We start from the raw sequence: 24,844 nt of genomic DNA on the forward strand, positions 1-24,844 counted from the left end.
CGCGCCGCGCGGGGGCTTTGTTGTCGCCACGCCTTGCGAGGCCGTACCCGCCATGAGCGAAGCAGACGTCAAGTCGCACAAAATCGAATTCCCCTGCGAGGACTACCCGATCAAGGTGATCGGCGAGACCGGTGTCGGTTTCAGAGACAGCGTGATCGAGATCCTCAGCAAGTACGCCAAGGTCGACCTGTCCACCCTGGCCGAGCGTCAGAGCAAGGAAGGCAAGTACACCACGGTGCAACTGCACATCGTCGCCACCAGCGAGGACCAGCTGCAGGACATCAACAGCGCCCTGCGCGCGACCGGCACCGTCAAAATGGTGCTGTGATGTCCGCCTGTCTCGGTGTTCGCGTGCTTGGCCTGCAGCCCTATGAACCGGTGCTGGAGGCCATGCGGCGATTTACCGAGCAGCGCGATGCATCGACCATGGACGAAGTCTGGCTGGTCGAGCATCCGCCGGTCTTCACCCAGGGGCAGGCCGGCAAGGCCGAGCACCTGCTGGTGCCGGGCGAGATCCCCGTGGTCCAGAGCGACCGCGGCGGGCAGGTGACCTACCATGGGCCAGGTCAGCTGGTCGCCTACCTCCTGCTGGACGTGCGTCGCCTGGGTTTTGGCGTGCGCGACCTGGTCAGCCGCATCGAACGCAGCCTGATCGAGTTGCTGGCAGGGTATGATGTCCAGGCCGCCGCCAAGCCGGACGCGCCAGGCGTCTACGTGAACGGCGCCAAGATCGCTTCTCTGGGGCTGCGTATTCGCAACGGTCGCTCGTTCCATGGCCTGGCCCTGAACGTGGACATGGACCTGGCACCGTTTCGCCGAATCAACCCTTGCGGCTACGCCGGGCTGGCCATGACCCAGCTGCGCGATCTCGCGGGGCCGATCGAATTCAACGAGGTCAGCACAAGGCTGCGCGAACAGCTGGTCAAGCACCTCGACTATGCCGAGCAGACGACCCTCACGGGCGGAATCGACTGATATGACTATTGTGCAAGAAGCCGTGCCTAACCTGATCCCGACCACCGACGCAACCGCGCGCCCTGCGCCGCGCAAGGTCGAGGCCGGCGTCAAGCTGCGTGGCGCCGAGAAGGTCGCGCGCATCCCGGTGAAGATCATTCCCACCGAAGAATTGCCGAAGAAGCCTGACTGGATCCGTGTACGCATCCCGGTCTCCCCCGAGGTGGATCGCATCAAGCAGCTGCTGCGCAAGCACAAGCTGCACAGCGTCTGCGAAGAAGCGTCCTGCCCGAACCTGGGCGAGTGCTTCTCCGGCGGCACCGCGACCTTCATGATCATGGGTGACATCTGCACCCGTCGCTGCCCGTTCTGCGACGTCGGCCACGGTCGACCCAAGCCGCTGGACGTGGACGAGCCGAAGAACCTGGCCGTGGCCATCGCCGACCTGCGTCTGAAGTACGTGGTGATCACCTCGGTCGACCGCGACGACCTGCGTGACGGTGGCGCCCAGCACTTCGCCGACTGCATCCGCGAGATCCGCGCGCTGTCGCCCGGCGTGCAGCTGGAGACCCTGGTGCCGGACTACCGTGGCCGCATGGACGTGGCGCTGGCCATCACCGCGGCCGAGCCGCCGGATGTGTTCAACCACAACCTCGAGACCGTGCCGCGCCTGTACAAGGCTGCGCGTCCGGGGTCGGACTATGACTGGTCGCTGGACCTGCTGCAGAAGTTCAAGCAGCTGGTGCCGCACGTACCGACCAAGTCGGGCCTGATGCTCGGCCTGGGCGAGACCGACGAGGAAGTGATCGAGGTCATGCACCGCATGCGCGAGCACGACATCGACATGCTGACCCTGGGCCAGTACCTGCAGCCATCGCGCAGCCACTTGCCGGTGCAGCGCTTCGTGCACCCGGACACCTTTGCCTGGTTCGCCGAGGAAGGCTACAAGATGGGCTTCAAGAACGTCGCTTCCGGGCCGCTGGTGCGCTCCTCGTACCACGCCGACCAGCAGGCGCACGAGGCCAAGATCAAGCTCTGATCACCAGCCGTCTGCGAATGCCGGCGCACGTCCACGGACGGCGCCGGCATTTTGCTGTCTGGCAGCCTGCCGTTCGACCTGCCACGGACGGGGTGAAGCGACCCTCGCTATCGCGGGCAAGCCCGCTCCCACACCTGTAGTCATACCGCAGCAGTACAGTCGATCGCGGCCCCTGTGGGAGCGGGCTTGCCCGCGATGGCGCCAGATCCGTCACCGCCTTCGCGGGCAAGCCCTACGCCCGTCGTCATACCGCAAGAGTAGAGTCGATCGCGGTCCTCTGTGGGAGCGGGCTTGCCCGCGATGGCGTCAGATCCGTCACCGCCTGATTCTGGGCTCGGCGCATTCCGGTGTTCTTCGGCAGGATCGCTGCTGTATGGTGAAAACCCTTCCAATCCACTGCATCCCCAGTCATCGCGCAAAAGGACGCCTCGCATGTCTCTCGCTTCCGCCTCCGTTTCCCGGCTGCCCAAGGCGCTCACGGCCAACGCCTGCTTCGCCATCATCGCACCCGCAGGCCCGGCCCGACTGGACGCCGAACAGGCGCGTCTCTGGCTCGCGCAGCACGGCTACCGCTGCCGGGTGTTTCCTGGCGTGTTCCAGGCCGAAGGCTACCTGGCCGGTCCGGACGAACAACGCCTGGCCGACCTGCACGCGGCCTTCGCCGACCCGGACATCGACGCGATCCTCTGCATGCGCGGCGGCTACGGCAGCATGCGCCTGCTCCACCGGCTGGACTTCGACCTGCTGCGGGCCCATCCCAAGCCACTGATCGGCTACAGCGACATCACCGCCTTGCACACGGCCATCCATCGCCACGCCGGCTTCCCCACCTTCCACGGAGCCATGCTCAACGCCGACCTGCTGGGCGACAAGCAACCCCCCACCAGCAGCTCACTGTTCCAGCAGCTCAGCGGCATGTTAAGCGAAGGCTCGGTCATCGAGCATCCGCACGCATTCGCGCTGTCCTGCCTCGTGCCTGGTGTGGCGGCGGGGCGCCTGATGGGGGGCAACCTGTCCATGCTCGGTGCGACCTTGGGCACCTGCGCCGAGGTCGACCTCGAAGGCTGCATCCTGTTCATCGAGGACGTGAACGAACCGCTCTATCGCGTCGACCGTCTGCTCACGCAGCTGCGCCTGGCAGGCAAGCTCGGGGGTGTGAAAGGGGTGCTGGTGGGGGATTTTGCCGGTATCACGGTGACAGCGCTGACGCCTCTACTGCGCGATATCTTCGAGCCACTGGACATTCCAGTGCTGGCCGGCTGGCGCAGCGGGCATTGCGACCCTAACGTGTGCCTGCCTCTGGGCGCCCAGGTGACGCTCGACAGCGAGGCCATGTGCCTGTCGTTGAATCAGGCACTATTCGCCCTGTGATCACGCAAGCGGCCTGCCATGGCTGACAGGCCGCTTGCAGCGCCGACTCACGGCTGGCGCAGGCTGTCGAGCAGGGGATGGGTCGGGTACCCGTCGGCCGGCCAGCCCAGGGCCTGCTGAGCGTTACGGATCGCCTTGCGGGTATTGGCGCCGATGATGCCGTCGGCATTGCCGGCATCGTGGCCCCGAGCATTGAGCAGGTTCTGCAGCTCCATCCGCTCGCTGCGGGTCAGCGGCTTGTCGTCCTTCGGCCAGCTGCCGGCGATGAAGCCCCAGCCCGAGAACCGATCGCCCAGCAGGCTGACCGCCAGCGCATACGACGACGAATTGTTGTAACGCAGGATGGCGCGGAAGTTGTCCAGCACCAGGAACGCCGGGCCGCGTGCGCCTGCTGGCAGCAGCAGGGCAGCCGACAACTGCTGGCTGCCGTCCGGAAGGCGCGTACCCGTCGGCAGCTGGACGCCCATCTGCAGCCATTCGCTCACGGTCTTGCGCTGTGCGCCGTCGGCCTGCCAGTAGTCGAACCCGCTGGGGACTTGTACCTCGAAGCCCCATGGCTGGCCACGCTTCCAACCCGAGCTTTGCAGGTAGTGCGCGGTCGAGGCCAGGGCATCGGGCGTGCTGTTCCAGATGTCCCGCCGGCCATCACCGTCGAAGTCCACGGCGTGGGTGTTGTAGGTGGTGGGGATGAACTGCGTCTGGCCCATGGCGCCGGCCCAGGAGCCGCGCATGGCGTCAGGCTGGATGTCGCCGTTCTGCACGATCTGCAGGGCGGCGATCAGCTGGTCATGGGCGAAGGCCGGACGGCGCCCTTCGTAGGCGAGGGTGGCCAGCGAGCGAATCACCGACTTGTTGCCCTGGAACTGGCCGAAGTTGCTCTCCATGCCCCAGACCGCCACGAGGATCTGCCGGTCGACGCCATAGCGCTGTTCGAGCTGCTCGAGCAGTGCGGCATGCTTCTCGAGCAGCGCCTTGCCGTTGCGCACGCGAACCGGCGACAACGCACCGTCGAGGTATTCCCACACCGGTCGGGTGAATTCCGGCTGGCTGCGGTCGGCCTTGATCACGTCCAGGTCAGGGGTGACACCGGCGAAGGCGGCATCGAAGACACTGGCACGAATGCCGGCCTGCAAGGCCTGTTCACGGAACTGCGCCTGCCACTGCTCGAAGCTCTGCTGTGGCTGGATCTCGTTGTCCGACGGCGGAGTGACCCGCGGCTGCACCACGGCGGGCGCAGGCGTACTGGCCGGTTGCGAGGTAGCGGGCAGCGGCACCGCATCGGCAGCCGTGGGCTTCTCGGCGCACGCCACCAGCAGGATGAGGCTGGTAGCGGCCACCAGTTGACGAGGCTGTTGACGCAGCGAAAGACAAGAGAGCATGCACGAATCCAGAAAATGCAGATTAGGTGAAGACCATACCATGCCCGCGCGGTTCGTGCCTCACGCGGCCAAACGGCAAGAAGCCTCCCAATCTCTCGATTGGAAGGCTTCGCGGCGGTAGCTGCCTTTGCCCTTGCCGGCGCGTTCCTGACGACAGCGGAACAGCGGCTGGGCGACGATCGACTTGGCTTTGTTGGGGCGGGTGGTGCTGGACTTCTTGCTCATGGGCAGGGCCTCGTGAGGGGATTGCGAGGCGCACTGTAGAGGCGAGGGGATTCGGGGGCTAATTGATTGTATGCATCGAAAGCTCGAGGGCGGCTGATTGCCCAACCACGGCCGGTCCAGCGCCCCGGCAGGGGCCGCTCACCCGTAGCCCCGCCGCGGGGTTGCAGGCTATCGCGGTCACCTGTGGGAGTCCGCCCGCCGCCTTGGCACCGCGCGGTCGCGCAGAGAGCATGACGATAGCTGGCATGGCTCAGAGGCTTTATCTCTGATCGATTTCTGGGGCCGCTTTGCGGCCCATCGCGGCACGGGGGCCGCTCCTACACCCGTAGCCCCACCGCGGGGTTGCAGGCTATCGCGGTCACCTGTGGGAGATTCTATGGTAATTGCCAAGCGCTTAAGCGGCTTTGGGACGATATTCCTCTCCGCTTCTGATCAGGGCAAAGACCACTCGAGCCAGCTTGCGGGCCAGCATGACCAGGACTTGAGTCTTTTTAAAACCGCGGCTCTGCTTGTCTTCGTAAAACGTTTTCCAAGCAGCTGTCCTACCTGCTGACATCGCCGCGTTGTGCAGCAAACGACGGACCTCTGGATCGCCTCGTTTGGTCAACGTCGAGCGTTCTTTTTTCTTGCCCGACTGAGCCACTCGCAGGTCCATTCCTAGAAAGGCGATAAAGGCATCGGCACTCTTGAACTCGCCTCGCTGGTAGGTGGCGACCAAACGCGCAGCGGTAAGAAAACCAATACCTTCAACTTTCATACACTGCTTTACTAACGGCATCAGTCCTGCCTGGTCGAGCAGCTTCTTGATCATGTTTTCAATGAGGTCTTCAAGGCGCTTCATCGAGGTGAGCTGGGACTTCAAAAGGCTCTTGAGCAGCGGCTCACCCTCCCAGCTCAGTCTCAGCGCTGTACGCGTCTGGACGAGCATCGCGCGCCTGCGAAACAGGCTGACAAGGTCGCGATAGAGCGTCGAAGGTGGGACCCAGGGGGTAAGATTAGCGCCTTCGTTCTTGAGGTACCGGGCCAGTACCCTTGCATCGATCGGGTCAGTCTTGGCGCGTGAACCAATACCTTTTCGGTAGTGACTCAGGGCATAACCATCCATCAAGTAAAGGGTATGTCCTGCTTCATGGACCATATCGGTAAACAGCAGGTGATAGACATTGGTGGCCTCGATTGCAATCGAGACCTTGCCGTGCAATGCCTTGATCCATTGCTTGATGGCCGTCTTGTTGTTGGCAATAGTGCTCAACTGTCCGGAGCTGTCTTCGTAAATGACGAGCTCAGCCTTAGCAACGTCGACGCCTATGATCGTGCTGTGTTCGGATGATGGCATTGCCATGAGCGCGTCTCCGCAGGTAAGGTCTAAGGGCTTGAAGGGCCACCCAGAGGCGCAGGCTTGTACTTTCGTCGGTCAAAACCGGAAGCATTCCTTATCGGCGCTTGGGTGAAGGGAGGAGGGGCGAAATCTCCCACGGTCTGTACTGCGCGAACAGTCAGAAGCGGATCTAGTCCCTCCTCCTCCCTTCAAGTCCTACCATACAAGCGGCCCCAGTGCCGCGATTGGGCCCGCAGGGCCCATGAAACCCGCCACGCCATCTGTCAGATCAGCTACGGCAACGACCAGCAGGATAGTCCCATCGGCACCTGCTCGGACCCGTTACTGCGCCGGCAACGACACGCGCTGCCCGGCCATCAACAGCACCAGCCTCGCCAACCCCATCCACGGCGAACCCTCCGACTGGCCCTTGATCTGCGCATCGATCCGCTGGGCATCCACCAGCAACTGGTTCCAGCGCGGCGCCGACAGCCGCTGCAGCGCCTTGCCGACCAAGGGCCGGCGCTTGTCCCAGACTGGGGGCTTGGCCTGGCTGAAGGCCTTGTCCAGCGGGATGCCCTGGCTGAATTGCTGGGCGATGCCGGCCAGCAGGCGCAGCTCGCGTGCCAAGGCCCAGAGGATCACCGGTGCTTCGACCCCTTCGCCCCGCAAGCCTTCGAGCATGCGCAGGGCATGGCTTGCCTCGCCCTTGAGCACCGCATCGACCAGCCCGAAGACATCGAAGCGTGCGCTGTCGGCCACTGCCGCCTGCACGGTCTCCACCGTCACCTGGTTGCCCTCGGCCAACAGCTTGAGCTTCTCGATCTCCTGGGCCGCCGCCAGCAGGTTGCCCTCCACGCGCGCTGCGATCAGGTCGACCGCTTCGCGCTGGGCGGACAGCCCGGCCCGCGAGAGGCGCTGGTTGATCCATTGCGGCAGCTGGTGGGCATCCACCGGCCAGATCTGCACGAACTGGCACTGGGCACTTTCGATCAGGGCCTTGCCCCATTTGGATTTCTGCGCGCTGGCATCGAGCCTGGGCAGGCTGACCAGCAGCACCGTGTCTTCGGCCGGCCGGCTGACGTAATCGATCAGCGCCGCAGCCCCCTTGTCGCCCGGCTTGCCGCTGGGCAGCCGGACTTCCAGGAGACGCTTCTGGGCGAACAGCGACAGGCTGGCACCGGCAAGCAGCAGGCTGCCCCAGTCGAAGTTGGCATCGGCGGAGAATACCTGGCGCTCGTCGTGACCCTGGTGGCGCGCTGCGGCGCGGATGGCGTCGGCGGCTTCCTGGCACAGCAACGGGTCGTCGCCGCTGACCACGTAGATGGGGGCCAGCGTGCCTTGCAGGTGCTTGTCGAGTTGAGCGGGGGCGAGTTTCATGGGCGGGAGGGCAGGACACCCGGAGGTGCCCCGCCTGGCATCACTGAGCCGGCAGTTCCAGAGGCGACTGCTGCGGCGTCTCGTCCTGAGCGCGGCGTGCGTCTTCCAGGGCCTGGGCTTGCGCGCGGGCACGGGCGTCGGCGTCCTTCTGCAGCTCGTCCAGGCGTGCTGGGGTCAGCAGTTGCAGACGTACGATCATGGCCTGGATCAGGTCGCGACGCATTTCCTTGCGCACCTGGGCCGCTTCCTGGTCGCCACCGGTGACGTTGTTGCCGTCACGGGTGTAGACACGGCGTACGGTGACCTTGTCCGACAGCAACTCGGCGTTGTTCAGGCCGGCGATGGTGTAGTTCAGCACGGTGGTCAGCTCGTAGTCGGCCGAGCGGCTGCCGCCGGCGTAGGTGGCGGCGCGCTGGTTCTCTTCCTCGCGGGTCAGGATCAGGCGATAGGGCGCGCTGCTGCGCACGGCCACACCGTCGTTCTCCAGGGCCTGGCGCAGCTGCTTCACGGTGTCGCCATAGGCGTTGCGGGCGCTGACGTCCAGTTCGCGCAGGCTCAGGTCGGATTGGCCGGTGCCACGCAGCTGGAAACCACAGGCGCTCAGCAGCACGGCCAGGCCCACTACCAGCAGATTGCGTTTGATCATGTTGTTGCTCCCTTCTGGGCCGATTCCGCCTGCCTGCGCCGTTCGCAGACAGGCGTTGCCATCAATTGGCGACGATGTTGACCAGCTTGCCTGGCACCACGATGACCTTGCGGATGGTCAGGCCTTCGGTGAAGCGCAGCACGTTCTCGTTGGCACGGGCGGCGGCTTCGACTTCTTCGCGGCTGGCGCCGGCCGGCATCTCGACCTGGCCGCGCAGCTTGCCGTTGACCTGTACCACCAGCACGAGGCTGTCCTGTACCAGCGCCTGTTCGTCCACGGCGGGCCAGGGCGCATCGATCACCGGCTGTGCATGGCCCAGCTGCTGCCACAGCACGTGGCTGATGTGCGGGGTGATCGGCGCCAGCAGCAGCGTGACGGCTTCCAGGCCTTCGTGCAGCAAGGCACGGTCCTGCTCGGTAGCCTGCGGGGCTTTTTCCAGCACGTTCATCAGCGTCATCACCTGGGCGATGGCGGTGTTGAACTTGTGGAACTGACCCACGTCGGTCCCGGCCTGCTTGATGGCGGCATGGATGGCGCGGCGCACGACCTTCTGTGCGTCGTCCAGCGCGGCCACGTCCAGCGTGCCCGGCAGGCCGGCGCTCACGTGGGCCTGGGCCAGGCGCCAGACACGGCGCAGGAAGCGGCTGGCACCTTCGACACCGGCGTCGGACCACTCCAGGCTGGCGTCAGGCGGCGAGGCGAACATCATGAACAGGCGGCAGGTGTCGGCGCCGTAGACCTCGATCATCGACTGCGGGTCGACGCCGTTGTTCTTCGACTTGGACATCTTCTCGGTGCCGCCGATTTCCACCGGCAGGCCGTCGGACTTCAGGCGTGCGCCGATGACCTTGGCCTTGGCGTCACGCTCGATCTCGACGTCGGCCGGGTTGAACCAGTCCTTGCCGCCATTGCTGGCCACACGGTAGTAGGTGTCGGCGACCACCATGCCCTGGGTCAGCAGGTTCTTGAACGGCTCGTTCGAGGTGACCAGGCCTTCGTCGCGCATCAGCTTGTGGAAGAAGCGCGCGTACAGCAGGTGCAGGATGGCGTGCTCGATGCCGCCGATGTACTGGTCCACCGGCAGCCAGTGGTTGGCCGCCTTGGGGTCGACCATGCCGCCTTCGTAGTGGGGCGAGGCGTAGCGGGCGAAGTACCAGGACGACTCGACGAAGGTGTCCATGGTGTCGGTTTCGCGCTTGGACGCCGCGCCGCAGGTTGGGCAGCTGCAGTCGTAGAATTCGGGCATGCGGGCCAGCGGGGAACCGGCGCCATCGGGCACCACGTTCTCCGGCAGGGTCACCGGCAGTTGGTCTTCCGGCACCGGCACGTCACCGCAGTTCGGGCAGTGGATGATCGGAATCGGGCAGCCCCAGTAGCGCTGGCGGCTGATGCCCCAGTCGCGCAGGCGGAACTGGGTGCGCGACTTGCCGAGGTCCTTGCGGATCAGGGCGGCTTCGATGGCATCGAAGCCGCCTTCGAAGTCCAGCCCGTCGAACGCGCCGGAATTGATCAGTTGGCCGTGCTCGCCGTAAGCCGGCTGCCACTCGTCACCGACCGTGTCGCCCGCGCTGGTGCGCACCACGGCCTTGATCGGCAGCTGATACTTCTGGGCGAACTCGAAATCGCGCTCGTCGTGGGCCGGGACCGCCATCACGGCGCCGTCGCCGTAGTGCATCAGCACGTAGTTGGCGACCCACACCGGCAGCTTCTCGCCGGTCAGCGGGTGCTCGACGAACAGCGACGTCGGCATGCCTTTCTTTTCTTGGGTGGCGATGTCGGCTTCGGCGACGCTGCCGCTCTTGCAGGCGTCGATGAACGCTTGCAGCTCAGGGTTGCCTGCGGCGGCCTGGGTGGCCAGCGGGTGCTCGGCGGCCACGGCCACGTAGGTGGCGCCCATCAGGGTATCGGGACGCGTGGTGAAGACTTTCAGCGCGCCGGCATGGCCGATGCTGGCCAGGTCGTGCGGGAACTGCACTTCCATGCCGCGCGACTTGCCGATCCAGTTGCGCTGCATGGTCTTGACCTGCTCGGGCCAGCCCGGCAGCTCGTCGAGGCTTTCCAGCAGCTCGTCGGCGTAGTCGGTGATGCGGAAGTAGTACATCGGGATTTCGCGCTTCTCGATCAGCGCGCCCGAGCGCCAGCCGCGACCGTCGATGACCTGCTCGTTGGCGAGCACGGTCTGGTCGACCGGGTCCCAGTTGACGGTACCGTTCTTGCGGTAGATGACGCCCTTCTGGAACAGGCGGGTGAACAGCCACTGCTCCCAGCGGTAGTAGTCCGGCTTGCAGGTGGTCACTTCGCGCGACCAGTCGATCGCCAGGCCCAGGCTCTTGAGCTGGGTCTTCATGTACTCGATGTTCTCGTACGTCCACTTGGCCGGTGCGACGTTGTTCTTCATCGCGGCGTTTTCCGCCGGCATGCCGAAGGCGTCCCAGCCCATGGGCTGCAGGACGTTCTTGCCGAGCATGCGCTGGTAGCGGGCGATCACGTCGCCGATGGTGTAGTTGCGCACGTGCCCCATGTGTAGCTTGCCGCTCGGGTACGGGAACATCGACAGGCAGTAGTAGGTGTCCTTGCCTGGCTGTTCGGTCACGGCGAACGACTGGTTCGCTTCCCAGGCCTGCTGGGCGGCGGCTTCGATTTCACGGGGCTGATATTGTTCGTGCATGGCTACTTTGCGCTGAGAGATGAAAGACCCTGTCCAGGCAGCGAAAACCTCGCTGCGACGGCAATCCGGCGTCGGTGGAGTGAACGCCGTAGCATACATGAGCGCCGCCTACCGTGGGAAACCCTGATTGCGTCGGGGCCTTGCCGATGGCCGTTGGTCGCGGCGTCCGGCTGCCGGCGCAGGTGCCGCTAAGCTCAGGGGTGCAATGAGACTGTCATCCCCAACGAGGTGCCCGCATGGGAGAGCCGCACACACCCCAACCCCCAACCAATGTCTATGAACGTCTGATCGACCGACTTGGCCTAGCCCTGGAGACGGCCCGCACGTCGGTGCGATTGCGTGACGAACAGCCGCTCGAACTGGAACTGCGCGGCCTGAGCCGTGCCGAGTACGACGTGCTCAAGACCTACCTGGACGCGCTGCCCCCGCATCAGGGCCTGGCGGCCGAGGCGCCTCGACAGCGTCCCGCCAGACGCACCGCCGAGGTCGTCTGGCTGCGCGATCGCAAGCGCCGCGACACGTCGGCCCGCGCACACCGCCTGCCGGCGCGCTGACCGCTCTCGACACCGGGCCATGGCTTGTGGCCCGGTGTCGATCCCCCTAGGCTGCGTGCACCGACACGAGGTGCACCATGCCGATCCGCTTTCTCCTCAAACACCTGTTGCTGCCCCCAGGCTCGCTGTTGCTGCTGGTCATGGCCGGCTGGTGGCTGCGGCGCCGTCGTCCGCGCCTGGCCCGGGCGTGCCTGGTGCTGGGGCTGGGTGGGCTGTGGCTGATGAGCCTGCCGCTGGTGGTGCAGCAGGCGGCGCGGCTGCTCGAACGCGAACCGCCCCTGCCCCTGGCGCACTGGTCGACGCTGGCCTCCGAGGCCCAGGTCATCGTGGTGCTCGGCGCGGGCCGCGAGCGGGGCGATCCGGCCTGGGGCGGGGAAGATCAGCCGACCGGTGTGGCCCTCGAGCGCATGCGGTTCGCGGCGCAACTGGCCAAGGCCTCGGGGTTGCCGCTGCTGACCAGCGGCGGGCTGCACGAAGGGACACCGCCAAGCGAAGCGCACTTGATGGCCAAGCGCCTGCGGGAGGACTTCGGGGTAGAGGTGAGCTGGGAGGAGGGCGCCAGTCGCACGACCTGGGAGAACGCCCGGCTCACGGCCGAACGGCTGCGTCCCCTGGGCATCGATCGGGTGGTGCTGGTGACCCAGGCCTGGCACATGCCCCGTGCCCGCTGGAGCTTCGAAGCCAATGGCCTGACCGTGGTGCCGGCGCCCGTGGGCTTTCTCGGCCACGCACCGGTCGGGCCTTTCGCCGGGCTGCTCCCCGAGGGCCGGGCGTTCTGGCGCAACGGACAACTGCTCAACGAGGCGGCAGGCCTGGTGGGCTACCGCCTGTTCGAAGGTAACTAAGCGCGAGCCGAGCGACGCCGGGCCAGTGCGGCCCAGCCCAGCAACAGGGCACAGACCAGTGCCAGTGGCCACGACCGCCAGCGCAGGTAGGGCGTCAGTTGCTGCATCGGTACCACCTCTCCGTACAGCACGGCCTGCTGGAACTGCGGCACCCGCTCGGTGATCCGGCCGAACGGGTCGATCAGCGCGGTGACGCCGTTGTTGGTGGCGCGGATCATCCAGCGACCGGCTTCCAGGGCGCGCATCTGCGCCATCTGCAGGTGCTGTAGCGGCCCGATCGAGGTACCGAACCAGGTGTCGTTGCTGATGGTCAGCAGCAGGTCGCTGCGCGCGGCCAGGCCGGCGGCGAACTCCGGATAGACCACCTCGTAGCAGATGTACGGCGCGATCCTGTGTCCCTTGGCTTCCAGCAGCGCCTGCTGCGCCGGGCCACGGGCGAAGTCGGACATCGGCAGGTTGAAGAACTCGATCAGCCCGCGCAGCATGTCCTGCAAGGGTACGTATTCACCGAACGGCACCAGCTTCTGCTTGAGGTAGGTCCCTTCGCCGCCGCCGGCCACGGTGACACCGTTGTAGTAGCGCGACTGGCCATCGACTCGCTCGCGTACCGGCACGCCGGTGATCAGCGACGAGTGACGGTCCGTGGCGAACGTCCCCATCATGTCGATGAAGCCCTGAGCCTGGTCCTTGAGCACCGGCACCGCGGTTTCCGGCCAGACCAGCAGGTCGACCGGCCGCGAGGCGAAACTCAGGTCGCGGTACAGCGCCAGCTGCGCATTGACGTGCGCCGGGTCCCATTTCAGGTCCTGCTCGACGTTGCCCTGGATCGCCGCCACGGTCAGGGGTTTGCCGGAAGGTTGCGTCCAGGCATGCCCCTTGAGTGCCCAGCCCAGTGCCCAGGGCGCGATCAACAGAACCAGGCCGCCAGCCAGCAGCCCTCTTCGGGCACGCAGGCGCGGCAGGTTGCACAGCAGCGCCGCGCTCAGGGCCAGTACGAACGACACCAGCCAGACACCGCCGAGCGGCGCCAACCCGGCCAGTGGGCCGTCGAGCTGGCTGTAACCGGCGTACAGCCACGGGAATCCGGTCAGGAACCAGCCACGGAAGGCTTCCTGCAGCAGCCACAGGGCCGCGAAGCCCAAGGCATCGGCCAGCGGGGCTTCGTCGCGCCGCAGCCAGCGTGCCCAGAGCCAGGCGGGCAGGGCAAAGAACCAGGCGATGGCGGCGAAGAAGGCCAGCAGCAGCAGGGTCGCCAGCAAGGGCGAGGCGCCGCCGTAGGTGTTGATGCTGACGTAGATCCAGCTGGTGCCAGCGCCGTACAGGCCGAAACCGTAGCACCAGCCACGGCCCAGGGCCTGACGCGGGCTGAGCTGGCGCAGGCCGAGGTAGAACACAGCGATCGCCAGGAGGGCGAGCGGCCAGACGTCGAACGGCGCCAGGGCCAGGGAGGTGCTGGCGCCGGCCGCCACGGCCAGCAGGTTACCGGGCCAGCCGGGGCGGGTGATCCAACGCATGACTATCCTTGGCGATTGATGGGGGTCAGACGCAGCAGGTGGATGCGGCGGCTGTCGGCGTTCAGGACGCGGAAGCGGTAGGCACCGATCTCGGTGGTCTCGTTGCGCTTGGGCATGTAGCCGAACGCCTTCATGACCAGCCCGCCGACGGTGTCGAATTCGTCATCCGAGAAGTCGCCGTCGAAGGACTCGTTGAAGTGCTCGATCGGGGTCAGTGCCTTGACCAGGAAGTCGCCGTTGGGCAACGGCTTGATGTAGCTGTCTTCCTCGACGTCATGCTCGTCCTCGATGTCGCCGACGATCTGCTCGAGCACGTCCTCAATGGTCACCAGGCCTGCCACGCCGCCGTACTCGTCGATGACGATGGCCATGTGGTTGTGGTTGGCGCGGAATTCGCGCAGCAGCACGTTCAGGCGCTTGGACTCGGGCACGAAGGTGGCCGGGCGCAGCAGGCCCTTGATGTCGACGCTGTCGCCGTTTTCCTTAAGGATCAGCGGCAGCAGGTCCTTGGCCAGCAGCACGCCGAGCACGTCATCGTGGCTTTCACCGATGACCGGGTAGCGCGAGTGCGCCGCGTCGATCACCGCCGGCAGGAATTCGCGCGGGGTCTGGGTGGCGCGGATGCTGATCATCTGCGAGCGCGGCACCATGATGTCGCGCACCTGCAGGTCAGCGACCTGGATGGCGCCCTCGACGATGGCCAGCGCTTCGCTGTCCAGCAGTTTGTTCTGGTGGGCTTCGCGCAGCAGCTCGAGGAGCTCCTGGCGGTTCTTCGGCTCATGGGCAAAAGCCTGGGTCAGTTTGCCCAGCCATGACTTCTGCCCATTGCTCGATCGGTCTTCGCTCATGGCGGTTACTCGTGATCCTTGCAGGTATCGGGGTGTGAAGGGTCGGTGTCGTCGTCGGCGTACGGGTCGGGGTGGCCGAGCTCCGCCAACAAGGTACGTTCCAGTGCTTCCATTTCCTCGGCCTCATCGTCATCGATGTGGTCGTAGCCGAGCAGGTGCAGGCAACCGTGGATGACCAGGTGCGCCCAGTGCGCCTCCAGGGCCTTGCCCTGTTCGGCGGCTTCGCGCTCGACCACCGGCACACAGATCACCAGATCGCCGAGCAGCGGAATGTCCAGCAGCTCGTCGGGCACGTCCGCCGGGAAGGACAGCACGTTGGTGGCGTAGTCCTTGTGCCGGTAGGTGTGATTGAGATCGCGGCCCTCGTCGAGGTCGACCAGGCGAATGGTCATCTCGGAGTCGGCGCTGCGCTGGCGCAGGGCCAGTTCGCACCAGCGACGGAAGGCGGCGTCATCGGGCGCAGCGGCCTCGGTGGCCCGCTGCAGATCGAGTTCAAGCATTTTTGCCGGTCGCCTCGGGCTTGGCCTGCTGGGCATCGAAACGCTCGTAGGCTTCGACGATGCGCTGCACCAGCGGGTGGCGCACGACGTCCTTGGGCTGGAAGTGCGTGAAGCTGATGCCCGGCACGTCGCGCAGCACCTCGATGACGTGAGCCAGCCCGGACTTGGTGCCACGCGGCAGGTCGACCTGGGTGATGTCGCCGGTGATGACCGCCGTGGAGCCGAAGCCGATCCGGGTCAGGAACATCTTCATCTGCTCGAGGGTGGTGTTCTGGCTTTCGTCGAGGATGATGAAGCTGTTGTTCAGGGTGCGGCCACGCATGTACGCCAGCGGCGCGATCTCGATCACCTGGCGCTCGATCAGCTTGGCCACGTGTTCGAAGCCGAGCATCTCGTAGAGGGCGTCGTACAGGGGGCGCAGGTACGGGTCGATCTTCTGGGCCAGGTCGCCGGGCAGGAAGCCGAGCTTCTCGCCCGCCTCGACCGCCGGACGCACCAGCAGGATGCGGCGCACCTGTTCACGCTCCAGCGCATCCACCGCCGCGGCCACGGCCAGGTAGGTCTTGCCGGTACCGGCCGGGCCGATGCCGAAGTTGATGTCGTTGGCCAGGATTTCCTTGACGTAACGCTGCTGGTTGGCGCCGCGCGGGCGGATGTTGCCCTTGCGGGTGCGCAGCGACACGCTGACTTCGTTCGTTGCCGGGGTTTCGAGGGCTTCCACGGTCGACTCCTGGAGGTACAGGTGGACCATTTCCGGCGACAGCTCGGTGGCTTTCGCTTCGCGGTAGAGCCTGCGCAGCAGCTGTTCGGCGGAGAAGGTGGTCTTGGGCTCGCCAATGAGCTCGAACTGATTGCCGCGGTTGCGGATCTCGATGTCCAGGCGCTGTTCGATCAGGCGCAGGTGCTCGTCGAACTGTCCGCACAGGTTGGCGAAACGATGGGCCTCGAAGGGCTCGAGGATGAAGCGATGGGGTTCTATGGGTGCGTTCAAGGTGGTCTTGGGCCGCTCGCCGGCTAGGGAATGTGAGATCAAGAATAACCCTTGATCGGCAGTGGCGAAAGGTCCGCTGCGATCAAGGGTTGTCCGGGGTCGTTCATGCCTGTTTGGAGCGCACGCAGACGCGATGGTTTCATGGGTCGGGCCAGCATGGCCAGGCGCCGTCTGCTATGCTGCGCGCCCTTTTCCGCACCGTTGATCCTGCCGCCATGACCAAACGCGACGCGCCGCTGTTCAAAGTGATCTTTCTCAACCAGGGCCAGGTGTTCGAGATGTACGCCAAGCAGATCTACCAGAGCGACTTGTGGGGGTTCCTGGAAGTCGAAGAGTTCGTCTTCGGCGAGCGCACCCAGGTCGTGGTCGATCCCAGCGAAGAAAAGCTCAAGGCCCAGTTCGACGGCGTGGTGCGCAGCTTCGTGCCGATGCACGCCATCGTGCGCATCGACGAGGTGGAGCGGGTCGGCGCGGTGAAGATCAGCGAGGCCAGGCCCACCGGCAACGTCATGCCGTTCCCGATGCCGATGCCGGAGAAGTGAAGGTCGGTTGAGCCGCGTGCCGCTCAGGGCAGGGGCGAGAAGGGCGTACGGCCGTCGGCGTTCTGCAGTTCCAGCAGGTACTTGCGGAAGATCTGCCCCAGCACCTGGGTCGCCCGCTCGAGTTCTTCGCGCGGCATGCTGGCCGACACCTCGTCGGCCATGTCCAGCGCATCCTCGGCGCCATTGACCGCGGCCATCTTCAACAGGATGTAGGCCTGCACCTTGTTGGCCGCCACCCCTTCGCCCTGGAAGAACATGGCGCCCAGCTTGGACTGTGCCTCGGCATGGCCGAGCAACGAGGCCTGCTCGTAGTAATCCAACGCCTTGTGCAGGTCCTGCGGCACCTGGTCGCCCGCATGGTACAGCTCGGCCAGCTCGTACTGCGCCTGGGCATCGCCCGACGCCGCCAACTGCTCGCACGCCTTCAGGGCCCTGTCCACATCCTGCGGCCGGGTGTCGAACGTGCAACGTCCCGTGGTCGGGATCAGCAGCGAGTTGCCGCCTTCCGCCAGGGCCGACAGAGGCTGGAGGAGAAGCAGGCAGCCCAGGCTGAGGGCGCGGCCGGTGCGGTTCATGGGGATCGACTTACCTCTGCAAAGCTGCGGCCAATGTCTCTGGTGGCTCATTATGGGATAAGCCACCCGTACCTTACAAAGTTTTACTCGATTTTCTGGCGATTGCAGGGACAGGCCCCCGGACCTCCGCCCCAGGGGGCCGACGGTCGGGGGCAGCGACTGCTCATTTCAGCGCGGCGAAGGCCTTTTCCGCAGCGTCCAGGGTGATCTTCAGCTCGGTCTCGCCGTGGGCGATCGAGGTGAAGCCAGCCTCGAAGGCGCTCGGGGCCAGGTACACGCCGCCGTCGAGCATCAGATGGAAGAACCGCTTGAAGCGTTCCGCATCGCTGCCCATCACGTCGTCGAAGGTGACGATGTCGTCGGCGCCGGTGAAGTACAGGCCGAACATGCCACCGGCCTGGGTGGTGACGAACGGCACGCCCGCGGCATCGGCACGCTGTTGCAGGCCGTCGAGCATGCGGCTGGTAAAGGCGCTCAGCTCGTCGTGGAAGCCCGGACGGCTGATCAGGCGCAGGGTGGTCAGGCCCGCGGCCATGGCCAGCGGGTTACCGGACAGGGTGCCGGCCTGGTAGACCGGACCCAGTGGCGCGATGCATTCCATGATCGCGCGCTTGCCGCCGAAGCAGCCTACCGGCATGCCGCCGCCGACGATCTTGCCGAAGGTCGACAGGTCGGGGGTGATGCCGTAGTGGCCCTGGGCGCCGCCCAGGGAGACGCGGAAGCCGGTCATCACTTCGTCGAAGATCAGCACCACGCCATGCTTGTCGCACTGCTCGCGCAGGCCTTCGAGGAAGCCCGGCGCCGGCGGCACGCAGTTCATGTTGCCGGCCACCGGCTCGACGATGATGCAGGCCACGGTCTGGCCGACGTCGGCCAGGGTCTTCTCCACCGCGTCCAGGTCGTTGAACGGCAGGGTCAGTGTGTGCTTGGCGAAGTCCGCCGGCACACCGGCCGAGCTGGGCACGCCGGAGGTCAGCAGGCCGGAGCCGGCCTTGACCAGCAGGCTGTCGGAGTGGCCGTGGTAGCAGCCTTCGAACTTGATGATCGCGTCGCGGCCGGTGTAGCCACGGGCCAGGCGGATGGCGCTCATGGTCGCCTCGGTGCCGGAGCTGACCATGCGCACCATTTCCATCGACGGCACCAGCGAGCAGACCAGGTCGGCCATCTCGGTTTCCATCGCGGTCGGTGCGCCGTAGGACAGGCCGTGCACCAGTTGGCGACGTACCGACTCCAGGACGTCCGGGTGGCCATGGCCGAGGATCATCGGCCCCCAGGAGCCGACGTAGTCGACGTAGCGCTTGTCATCTTCATCGATGACGTAGGCGCCTTCGGCGTGCTTGAAGAACAGCGGGGTGCCGCCGACGCTGCGAAACGCGCGCACGGGCGAGTTCACGCCGCCGGGGATGTGCTTCTGGGCTTGGGCGAACAGGGATTCAGAACGGGACATAGAAAGGCTTCTCTCGAATCAGGAGGCGAACAGGGCGTTGAAGGCGCGAGCGCGGCGGGTGACGTCCTGCGCGCTGTCGGCACCGAACAGGCCGTGGATCACCGCCAGCAGGTCGGCACCGTGGGCGACCAGCGGGGCGGCGTTGTCGAGGGTGATGCCGCCGATCACCGCGATCGGCAGCGGCAGGTCGGCGCGCGCCTGGGCCAGCAGGTCGAGGCTGGCCACCGGGGCGCCGGGCTTGGTCATCGAGTTGAAGAAGCGGCCGAAGGCGACGTAGCTGGCGCCTTGCGCCACCGCCTGCTGAGCCAGGTCGAGACGCCCATGGCAGGTCGAGCCGATCACCGCCTGCGGGCCCAGCTGCGCACGTGCCGGGTGCAGCGGGCCGTCGGTCTGGCCCAGGTGCACGCCGACGCCCAGCGCGGCCGCCAGTGCCACGTCGTCGTTGATCACCAGGGGCGTGTCGTAGCGCTGGCACAGCTCGCGCAGGGCCTCGGCCTCTTCCCGGCGACGCGCGGCATCGCCGCTCTTGTCGCGGTACTGCAGCAAGGCCAGGCCGCCTTCGAGCGCCGCTTCGACGTGCGACAGCAGCCGCCCGGCCAGAAGCTGGCTGTCGGTGATCGCATACAGGCCGCGTCGTGTCATGTCGCCCTCGTGTCAGGTCAGGAACAGAAATCCAGCGGCAACCGGCGTGGCACGTACTGGCCACGGCCCAGCTGTTCGGCATCGCGCAGCGTGCGCCAGGTGTAGTCCAGGGCGCTGCGCACCGCGCTGTGCAAGTGCTCGCCCTGTGCGAGGCGGCCGGCCAGGGCACTGGCCAGGGTGCAGCCCGAGCCGTGGTAGCTGCCGGGCAGACGCTCGCAGGTCCAGACCTGGCAGTCGCCGTCGCGGCTGTAGAGGCGGTTGTGGATCTGCTGCTCGTCGCCGTGCCCGCCGGTGATCAGCAGGTGCCGGCAGTACGGCAGCAGCTTCTCGGCGCACTGGTCCGCCGTGCCGTCCGGCAGTTCGGCGAGGATGCGGGCTTCGGGCAGGTTGGGCGTGGCGATCGCCGCCAGCGGCAGCAGACGCTCCCGCACGGCGTAGCCGACTTCGTCCTTGCCCAGCCGCCCGCCACCGCCTGCGCGCAGCACCGGGTCGCAGACCATGGGCAGGTGCGGATGCGCCCGCAGCAGCTCGGCGACCGTGTCGACCATGTCGATCGAGCCGAGCATGCCCAGCTTGACCGCCGCCACGCTGGAGTCGGCGAGCACGGCGTTGGCCTGGGCCAGCACCCACTCGCGGTCCAACACCCGGAAATCGGACACATTGACGGTATCCTGCACGGTCAAGGCGGTGACGGCAGGGGCCGCATGGCAACCTTGGGCGAGCAGGGCTTCGATATCTGCCTGCAGGCCGGCGCCGCCACTGGGGTCATGGCCGGACAGACAGAGGACAACGGGGCGAGAGCTGTAGATAGTCATGGAGGGCGAGCTTACCACCAAACGTTTCCAGGTGCCTCCGTCCCATGGCTGTGACGCCTGCCTTCTGCTCCGACGCGTGGCGCGCGCCAGGCCGCCCGCTTGAGCATCCGGCATGGCGCTGCTTCACTGTCCTGACCTGCCCCGAATCGGGAGTCGTCCCATGCCCCTGCGCGCGTTCGCCGAGACCCACACGGTCACCAACCAGCCGCCCCCGCTGGACGGCGCCAACCTGTACCGCCTGGACCTGCCGTTGCAGGCGGGCGTACGACGCCACGGTGCGACCTGGGCCGAGGCACGCCTGGACACCTACGGCGCGCTGGCCGGGGGGCCGTTGAGCGAGGCCGGCCTGCTTGCCGAGCGCTGCCCGCCGCGCTTCAGCAGCCATGACCGCTACGGCCATCGCATCGACCTGGTGGAGTTCCACCCGGCCTACCACACACTGATGCGCACCGCTGTCGAACATGGCCTGCCGGCGTTGCCGTGGGCTTCGCCTGGCGAAGGGGCGCAGGTCGCACGCGCCGCGCTGGTCTACCTGCACATGCAGGCCGATGCCGGCAGCGGTTGCCCGTTGACCATGACCTTCGCCGCCGTGCCCGCCTTGCGTCGCCAGCCGAGCCTGGCCGCCGACTGGTTGCCCAAGGTGCTGGCGCCGACTTATGACCCGCGCAACGTCGGGGCGGCGCACAAGGCCGGGGTCACCCTGGGCATGGCCATGACCGAGAAACAGGGCGGCACCGACGTGCGCGCCAACACCACCCGCGCCTGGCCGGTGGGCCAGCCCGGCCCTGGGCAGCCCTATGAACTGGTGGGGCACAAGTGGTTCTGCTCGGCGCCGATGAGCGATGCCTTCCTGACCCTGGCCCAGACCGACCAGGGCCTGAGCTGCTTTCTGCTGCCCCGACACCAGCCCGACGACAGCCGCAACCTGCTGTATATCCAGCGCCTGAAGGACAAGCTCGGCAACCGCTCCAACGCCTCCAGCGAGATCGAACTGCGCGGTGCCCTGGCCTGGATGGTCGGTGAAGAAGGCCGTGGCCTGGCCACCATTCTGGAGATGGTGAGCCTGACCCGCTTCGACTGCGTGCTCGGCTCCAGCGCCTTGATGCGCCAGGCCCTGACCCAGGCGACCCACCACTGCGCGCACCGGCAGGTCGGCGGCCGCCCGCTGGCCGAGCAGCCCTTGATGCAGAACGTGCTCGCCGACCTGGCGCTGGAAAGCGAAGCGGCCTTGGCCTTGAGCCTGCGCCTGGCCCAGGCCCTGGACCAGCAGGCCGATCCGCGCCAGGTGGCCTTGGTGCGGCTGGCGACGGCGGTGGGCAAGTACTGGGTCTGCAAGCGTGCGCCGGGCATGATCAACGAAGCCGCCGAATGCCTGGGCGGCGCCGGTTATGTGGAAGACAGCGTGCTGCCACGGCTGTACCGCGAGGCGCCGGTCAACTCGATCTGGGAAGGCTCGGGCAACGTGCAGTGCCTGGACGTGCTGCGTGCCCTGGCCAAGACGCCGGCATGCGCCGAGGCTCTGTGGCACGAACTGGACGGCGGGCATGGCGATACACGGCTGGCGCGGCACGTGGCCGCCTTGCAGCGGGCACTGGCCGATCCTGGAGACCAAGCCTACCGCGCCCGTCAGCTCAGCGAGGACATCGCCCTGGCGCTGCAGGCCAGCGTGTTGCTGAAGGCCGGTGACGACAGGGTCAGCGACGCCTTCATCGGCAGCCGCCTGGCGCCGGGCGGGCGCGCCTACGGCTGTCTGCCGCGCGGTATGGATGTGCGGGCGCTGCTGGCGCGGGCGACGCCTGCCTGGCCGGGCTGAGTAGGGGGTGTATTTGCCGGTGAACCTAGGCAAGATGGAACGCTTGCAAGTCCAGACAGGAAACACAGTGTGAGCCAAGCGTTCGTTGTCGTTGATACCCCCGAGCAGGCCGTCGACCGTCTCGCGGCGCTGCATGAACAAGCCACCGGTGCCCTCAGCCAGGCCCTGAAACGTTACCTCAAGGACCGCACCGAACCGGATGCCGACGAGCGTGCCCTGTACCGCTACCCGGCGCTGCGGCTGACCTACTACTGCCAGGGCGATGCGCCGGTCACCACGCGGGCCTACGCCAAGGTCCAGGTTGCCGGCACCTACACCGTGACCATCACCCAGCCCAAGGCCTTCCGCAACTACCTGCTCGAGCAGCTGCGCCCGCTGATGAGCGACTTCAGCGTCACCGTCGAAGTCGGTGCCAGCGCCCAGGACATTCCCTACCCGTACGTGGTCGAGCAGGGCGACGAGCTGGCCGGCAGCGGCATCACCGCTGCCCAGCTGGCGCGGGTATTCCCCAGCACCGATCTGTCGGCGGCCACCGATGACATCGCCGACGGCCTGCACGACTGGGACGGCGCCGAGACCTTGCCGCTGGCGCTGTTCGACGCCGCGCGCGTGGACTTCTCGCTGCGCCGCCTGGTGCACTACACCGGCAGCGACTGGCGCCACGTGCAGCCGTGGATCCTGCTGACCAACTACCACCGCTACGTCGACCAGTTCGTCGCCCATGGCCTGGAGCAGCTGCGCCAGGACCCGCGCTTCGTGCGCATGGTGCTGCCAGGCAACGTGGTGATCGAGAAGGACGTGCCGGAAGACCAGGTGCAGGCCCTGGTCGCCGGCGTGGTCTGGCACCGCTTCCAGATGCCGGCCTATCACCTGATCGCCGCCGACGGCGACGGCATCACCTTGGTCAACATCGGCGTCGGCCCGTCCAACGCCAAGAACATCACCGACCACCTGGCCGTGCTGCGGCCGCACTGCTGGCTGATGATCGGCCACTGCGGCGGCCTGCGCCAATCGCAGACCATCGGCGACTACGTGCTGGCGCACGCCTACATGCGCCGTGACGGCATCCTCGACCGCGTGGTGCCGCCGAACATCCCGATTCCGGCGCTGGCCGAGGTGCAGCTGGCCTTGCAGGAAGCGGCGGCGCAGATCACCGGCGAGCGGGGCGACCAGCTCAAGAAGCGTCTGCGCACCGGCACCGTGCTGACCTACGACGACCGCAACTGGGAGCTGCGCTGGGCCCAGGAGCGTCCGCTGATCAACCTGTCGCGCGCCGTTGCCGTGGACATGGAAAGCGGCACCATCGCCGCCCAGGGCTATCGTCTGCGGGTGCCGTACGGCACCTTGCTGTGTGTCTCGGACAAACCGCTGCACAGCGAGATCAAGCTGCCCGGCTCGGCCAACGCCTTCTACAACCGCGCCGTCAGCCAGCACCTGAAGATCGGCATTGCCGCCCTCGACCTGTTGCGCACCGAGCTGGATGCGCTGCATTCGCGTAAACTGCGCAGCTTCGATGAGCCGCCGTTCCGCTGAGGTTGCATGCCACCGCCGTCCCGTCCCACGCCGCGTCGCCCCTCGACGCGGCCCACCGGCCCGCGCCGCCCGGCCAAGGCCGCCCCTGCTGAAACGCGGCTGATCCTGTTCAACAAGCCGTTCGACGTGCTGACGCAGTTCAGCGACGGCGAAGGGCGCGCCACGCTCAAGGACTACATCGACGTGCCCGGTGTGTACCCGGCCGGTCGCCTGGACCGTGACAGCGAAGGCTTGCTGCTGCTGACCAACAACGGGCGCCTGCAGGCGCGCATCGCCGACCCCCGGCACAAATTGCCCAAGACCTACTGGGTGCAGGTGGAGGGCGAGCCTGACGACGAGCAGCTGCAGCGCCTGCGCGAGGGCGTGCAGCTCAACGATGGCCTCACCTTGCCCGCCGAGGCGCGGCGCCTGGACGAGCCGACCCTCTGGCCACGCAACCCGCCGGTGCGCTTTCGCAAGAGCGTGCCGACGCACTGGCTGGAACTGGTCATCCGCGAAGGCCGCAACCGCCAGGTCCGGCGCATGACCGCTGCCGTCGGCCTGCCCACCCTGCGCCTGGTGCGCGTGCGCATCGGTGACTGGACTATCGACGGGCTCGAGCCTGGGACGTGGCGGGAGGGTGAGGTCTAGCGGCCGTTTGCAGCCGCCCTTACCGCAAGTGGGTCAGCGGCATCTCGGTGCTGGCCAGGACCTGGTTGAGCACGAAGCTCGAACGCACGCTGGTGACGCCTTCGATGCGGGTCAGGCTGCCTAGCAGCAGCTTCTGGTAATGATCCATGTCGGGCACCACGACCTTAAGCTGGTAGTCGGCGTCGATACCGGTCACCAAGCAGCATTCGAGCACCTGCGGCAGGCTGCGGATTGCCGCTTCGAAGGTTTCGAAGCGCTCGGGCGTGTGGCGGTCCATGCCGATCAGCACGTAGGCGGTCAGGCTCAGCCCCAGCTTCTTGCGGTCGAGCAGGGCGACCTGGCGAGCGATGTAGCCGTCGTCTTCCAGCTGCTTGACCCGGCGCGAGCACGGCGAGGGCGACAGGCCGATGCGTTCGGCCAGTTCCTGGTTGGAGATGCGCGCGTCGCGCTGCAATTCGGCAAGAATGCTCAGGTCGTAACGGTCAAGTTTGCTCATGGCAGAAGCCTTTTCTATCTGGATTGCGGCGAATTATTGATCTTGAGTCAAAAATTGCGCAAGTCATATTTAATCCAGCAATCTTAGCAATCCTCTGCCGCCGCCGATCCCTTATCGTT

General features: G+C 66.5%; 25 protein-coding genes. 10 read left to right on the forward strand and 15 right to left on the reverse strand.

The genetic code is table 11. From position 1 onward, the window contains the following. The first annotated feature begins 52 nt into the window (after positions 1 to 52). From APT63_02440 to APT63_02455, 4 genes are all read left to right on the forward strand, one after another. Positions 53 to 328, forward strand: coding sequence for a hypothetical protein (locus APT63_02440; protein ID AMA44568.1), 276 nt, complete (start codon positions 53 to 55; stop codon positions 326 to 328). Continuing rightward, positions 328 to 975, forward strand: coding sequence for an octanoyltransferase (locus APT63_02445; GenBank protein ID AMA44569.1), 648 nt, complete (start codon positions 328 to 330; stop codon positions 973 to 975). The genes APT63_02440 and APT63_02445 overlap by 1 nt, the downstream gene beginning before the upstream one ends. Before the next feature lies 1 nt (position 976). After that, complete coding sequence (locus tag APT63_02450; GenBank protein AMA44570.1) at positions 977 to 1,993, forward strand: lipoyl synthase; 1,017 nt, start codon at positions 977 to 979, stop codon at positions 1,991 to 1,993. A 432-nt stretch (positions 1,994 to 2,425) separates the two neighbouring features. Next, on the forward strand, positions 2,426 to 3,364 hold the full coding sequence (locus APT63_02455; protein AMA44571.1) for an LD-carboxypeptidase: 939 nt from the start codon (positions 2,426 to 2,428) through the stop codon (positions 3,362 to 3,364). Between the two features lie 47 nt (positions 3,365 to 3,411). On the opposite strand, the gene APT63_02460 is transcribed toward APT63_02455, so the two are convergent. The 6 genes from APT63_02460 to leuS form a co-directional block, all read right to left on the reverse strand. Beyond that, positions 3,412 to 4,743: a murein transglycosylase gene (locus tag APT63_02460; GenBank protein AMA44572.1), complete on the reverse strand. Its 1,332-nt coding sequence runs from the start codon at positions 4,741 to 4,743 to the stop codon at positions 3,412 to 3,414. 60 nt (positions 4,744 to 4,803) lie between these two features. Beyond that, positions 4,804 to 4,968, reverse strand: a complete 165-nt coding sequence (locus APT63_02465; GenBank protein AMA44573.1) for a lipoyl synthase — start codon at positions 4,966 to 4,968, stop codon at positions 4,804 to 4,806. Between the two features lie 394 nt (positions 4,969 to 5,362). After that, positions 5,363 to 6,310, reverse strand: coding sequence for a transposase (locus tag APT63_02470; GenBank protein AMA44574.1), 948 nt, complete (start codon positions 6,308 to 6,310; stop codon positions 5,363 to 5,365). Positions 6,311 to 6,628: 318 nt separating this feature from the next. Then, the gene (locus APT63_02475; protein AMA44575.1) at positions 6,629 to 7,666 is read right to left on the reverse strand and encodes a DNA polymerase III subunit delta; all 1,038 of its coding nucleotides are present in this window, start codon (positions 7,664 to 7,666) and stop codon (positions 6,629 to 6,631) included. Positions 7,667 to 7,706: 40 nt separating this feature from the next. Continuing rightward, positions 7,707 to 8,312 (reverse strand): hypothetical protein, encoded by a 606-nt coding sequence (locus APT63_02480; protein ID AMA44576.1) that lies wholly within the window; start codon positions 8,310 to 8,312, stop codon positions 7,707 to 7,709. Between the two features lie 61 nt (positions 8,313 to 8,373). Beyond that, the gene (leuS, locus tag APT63_02485) at positions 8,374 to 10,980 is read right to left on the reverse strand and encodes a leucine--tRNA ligase (GenBank protein ID AMA44577.1); all 2,607 of its coding nucleotides are present in this window, start codon (positions 10,978 to 10,980) and stop codon (positions 8,374 to 8,376) included. Between the two features lie 236 nt (positions 10,981 to 11,216). On the opposite strand from leuS, the gene APT63_02490 reads away from it, so the two are divergent. Both APT63_02490 and APT63_02495 read left to right on the forward strand, forming a co-directional pair. Continuing rightward, complete coding sequence (locus tag APT63_02490) at positions 11,217 to 11,534, forward strand: hypothetical protein (GenBank protein ID AMA44578.1); 318 nt, start codon at positions 11,217 to 11,219, stop codon at positions 11,532 to 11,534. Positions 11,535 to 11,611: 77 nt separating this feature from the next. Beyond that, complete coding sequence (locus APT63_02495) at positions 11,612 to 12,379, forward strand: hypothetical protein (protein ID AMA44579.1); 768 nt, start codon at positions 11,612 to 11,614, stop codon at positions 12,377 to 12,379. On the opposite strand, the gene APT63_02500 is transcribed toward APT63_02495, so the two are convergent. Genes APT63_02500 through APT63_02515 form a run of 4 tightly spaced genes read right to left on the reverse strand, consistent with a single transcriptional unit; the run spans position 12,376 to position 16,232 of the window. After that, on the reverse strand, positions 12,376 to 13,893 hold the full coding sequence (locus APT63_02500; GenBank protein ID AMA44580.1) for an apolipoprotein N-acyltransferase: 1,518 nt from the start codon (positions 13,891 to 13,893) through the stop codon (positions 12,376 to 12,378). The two genes, APT63_02495 and APT63_02500, sit on opposite strands and share 4 nt — an antisense overlap. Positions 13,894 to 13,895: 2 nt before the next feature. After that, entirely contained in the window at positions 13,896 to 14,741 is an 846-nt protein-coding gene (locus APT63_02505) for a magnesium/cobalt efflux protein (protein AMA44581.1), read from the reverse strand. A gap of 5 nt (positions 14,742 to 14,746) precedes the next feature. Then, positions 14,747 to 15,241 (reverse strand): rRNA maturation factor, encoded by a 495-nt coding sequence (locus tag APT63_02510; protein ID AMA44582.1) that lies wholly within the window; start codon positions 15,239 to 15,241, stop codon positions 14,747 to 14,749. Next, on the reverse strand, positions 15,234 to 16,232 hold the full coding sequence (locus APT63_02515; protein ID AMA44583.1) for an ATP-binding protein: 999 nt from the start codon (positions 16,230 to 16,232) through the stop codon (positions 15,234 to 15,236). Before APT63_02515 ends, APT63_02510 begins: the two co-directional genes overlap by 8 nt. A 215-nt stretch (positions 16,233 to 16,447) precedes the next feature. On the opposite strand from APT63_02515, the gene APT63_02520 reads away from it, so the two are divergent. Further along, positions 16,448 to 16,774 carry a hypothetical protein gene (locus tag APT63_02520; GenBank protein AMA47766.1) on the forward strand — a complete coding sequence of 109 codons (327 nt, stop codon included), beginning with the start codon at positions 16,448 to 16,450 and terminating at the stop codon, positions 16,772 to 16,774. Between the two features lie 23 nt (positions 16,775 to 16,797). Here APT63_02520 and APT63_02525 read toward each other — a convergent pair whose 3' ends face one another. The 4 genes from APT63_02525 to APT63_02540 all read right to left on the reverse strand — a co-directional run bounded on the left by APT63_02525 (position 16,798) and on the right by APT63_02540 (position 20,253). Continuing rightward, positions 16,798 to 17,349 (reverse strand): hypothetical protein, encoded by a 552-nt coding sequence (locus tag APT63_02525; GenBank protein ID AMA44584.1) that lies wholly within the window; start codon positions 17,347 to 17,349, stop codon positions 16,798 to 16,800. A 163-nt stretch (positions 17,350 to 17,512) separates the two neighbouring features. Further along, a complete protein-coding gene (locus APT63_02530; GenBank protein AMA44585.1) occupies positions 17,513 to 18,796 on the reverse strand; it encodes a glutamate-1-semialdehyde 2,1-aminomutase in 1,284 nt (427 codons plus the stop codon). A gap of 18 nt (positions 18,797 to 18,814) precedes the next feature. Beyond that, positions 18,815 to 19,438: a thiamine-phosphate diphosphorylase gene (locus APT63_02535; GenBank protein AMA44586.1), complete on the reverse strand. Its 624-nt coding sequence runs from the start codon at positions 19,436 to 19,438 to the stop codon at positions 18,815 to 18,817. A 17-nt stretch (positions 19,439 to 19,455) separates the two neighbouring features. Further along, positions 19,456 to 20,253, reverse strand: a complete 798-nt coding sequence (locus tag APT63_02540) for a hydroxymethylpyrimidine/phosphomethylpyrimidine kinase (protein ID AMA44587.1) — start codon at positions 20,251 to 20,253, stop codon at positions 19,456 to 19,458. 160 nt (positions 20,254 to 20,413) lie between these two features. On the opposite strand from APT63_02540, the gene APT63_02545 reads away from it, so the two are divergent. The 3 genes from APT63_02545 to APT63_02555 all read left to right on the forward strand — a co-directional run bounded on the left by APT63_02545 (position 20,414) and on the right by APT63_02555 (position 24,229). Then, on the forward strand, positions 20,414 to 22,066 hold the full coding sequence (locus APT63_02545) for a DNA alkylation response protein (protein AMA44588.1): 1,653 nt from the start codon (positions 20,414 to 20,416) through the stop codon (positions 22,064 to 22,066). A gap of 69 nt (positions 22,067 to 22,135) precedes the next feature. Then, a complete protein-coding gene (locus APT63_02550; GenBank protein ID AMA44589.1) occupies positions 22,136 to 23,599 on the forward strand; it encodes an AMP nucleosidase in 1,464 nt (487 codons plus the stop codon). A 6-nt stretch (positions 23,600 to 23,605) separates the two neighbouring features. Continuing rightward, the gene (locus tag APT63_02555) at positions 23,606 to 24,229 is read left to right on the forward strand and encodes a pseudouridine synthase (GenBank protein AMA44590.1); all 624 of its coding nucleotides are present in this window, start codon (positions 23,606 to 23,608) and stop codon (positions 24,227 to 24,229) included. Between the two features lie 19 nt (positions 24,230 to 24,248). Here the strand turns inward: APT63_02555 and APT63_02560 are convergent, their stop codons facing one another. Continuing rightward, a complete protein-coding gene (locus tag APT63_02560) occupies positions 24,249 to 24,725 on the reverse strand; it encodes an AsnC family transcriptional regulator (protein ID AMA44591.1) in 477 nt (158 codons plus the stop codon). Positions 24,726 to 24,844 lie beyond the last annotated feature (119 nt).

It is taken from the genome of Pseudomonas monteilii (assembly GCA_001534745.1).
GTDB lineage: Bacteria > Pseudomonadota > Gammaproteobacteria > Pseudomonadales > Pseudomonadaceae > Aquipseudomonas > Aquipseudomonas alabamensis.

Bases quoted from the DNA above. Each gene is read 5' to 3' on its own strand.
- APT63_02560 (AMA44591.1), bottom strand. From the start codon at position 24,725: ATGAGCAAACTTGACCGTTACGACCTGAGCATTCTTGCCGAATTGCAG.
- APT63_02500 (AMA44580.1), bottom strand. From the start codon at position 13,893: ATGCGTTGGATCACCCGCCCCGGCTGGCCCGGTAACCTGCTGGCCGTG.
- APT63_02480 (AMA44576.1), bottom strand. From the start codon at position 8,312: ATGATCAAACGCAATCTGCTGGTAGTGGGCCTGGCCGTGCTGCTGAGC.
- APT63_02505 (AMA44581.1), bottom strand. From the start codon at position 14,741: ATGAGCGAAGACCGATCGAGCAATGGGCAGAAGTCATGGCTGGGCAAA.
- APT63_02470 (AMA44574.1), bottom strand. From the start codon at position 6,310: ATGGCAATGCCATCATCCGAACACAGCACGATCATAGGCGTCGACGTT.
- APT63_02555 (AMA44590.1), top strand. From the start codon at position 23,606: ATGCCACCGCCGTCCCGTCCCACGCCGCGTCGCCCCTCGACGCGGCCC.
- APT63_02525 (AMA44584.1), bottom strand. From the start codon at position 17,349: ATGAACCGCACCGGCCGCGCCCTCAGCCTGGGCTGCCTGCTTCTCCTC.
- APT63_02440 (AMA44568.1), top strand. From the start codon at position 53: ATGAGCGAAGCAGACGTCAAGTCGCACAAAATCGAATTCCCCTGCGAG.
- APT63_02465 (AMA44573.1), bottom strand. From the start codon at position 4,968: ATGAGCAAGAAGTCCAGCACCACCCGCCCCAACAAAGCCAAGTCGATC.
- APT63_02535 (AMA44586.1), bottom strand. From the start codon at position 19,438: ATGACACGACGCGGCCTGTATGCGATCACCGACAGCCAGCTTCTGGCC.
- APT63_02520 (AMA47766.1), top strand. From the start codon at position 16,448: ATGACCAAACGCGACGCGCCGCTGTTCAAAGTGATCTTTCTCAACCAG.
- leuS (AMA44577.1), bottom strand. From the start codon at position 10,980: ATGCACGAACAATATCAGCCCCGTGAAATCGAAGCCGCCGCCCAGCAG.
- APT63_02475 (AMA44575.1), bottom strand. From the start codon at position 7,666: ATGAAACTCGCCCCCGCTCAACTCGACAAGCACCTGCAAGGCACGCTG.
- APT63_02495 (AMA44579.1), top strand. From the start codon at position 11,612: ATGCCGATCCGCTTTCTCCTCAAACACCTGTTGCTGCCCCCAGGCTCG.
- APT63_02530 (AMA44585.1), bottom strand. From the start codon at position 18,796: ATGTCCCGTTCTGAATCCCTGTTCGCCCAAGCCCAGAAGCACATCCCC.
- APT63_02545 (AMA44588.1), top strand. From the start codon at position 20,414: ATGCCCCTGCGCGCGTTCGCCGAGACCCACACGGTCACCAACCAGCCG.
- APT63_02540 (AMA44587.1), bottom strand. From the start codon at position 20,253: ATGACTATCTACAGCTCTCGCCCCGTTGTCCTCTGTCTGTCCGGCCAT.
- APT63_02460 (AMA44572.1), bottom strand. From the start codon at position 4,743: ATGCTCTCTTGTCTTTCGCTGCGTCAACAGCCTCGTCAACTGGTGGCC.
- APT63_02510 (AMA44582.1), bottom strand. From the start codon at position 15,241: ATGCTTGAACTCGATCTGCAGCGGGCCACCGAGGCCGCTGCGCCCGAT.
- APT63_02450 (AMA44570.1), top strand. From the start codon at position 977: ATGACTATTGTGCAAGAAGCCGTGCCTAACCTGATCCCGACCACCGAC.
- APT63_02490 (AMA44578.1), top strand. From the start codon at position 11,217: ATGGGAGAGCCGCACACACCCCAACCCCCAACCAATGTCTATGAACGT.
- APT63_02445 (AMA44569.1), top strand. From the start codon at position 328: ATGTCCGCCTGTCTCGGTGTTCGCGTGCTTGGCCTGCAGCCCTATGAA.
- APT63_02455 (AMA44571.1), top strand. From the start codon at position 2,426: ATGTCTCTCGCTTCCGCCTCCGTTTCCCGGCTGCCCAAGGCGCTCACG.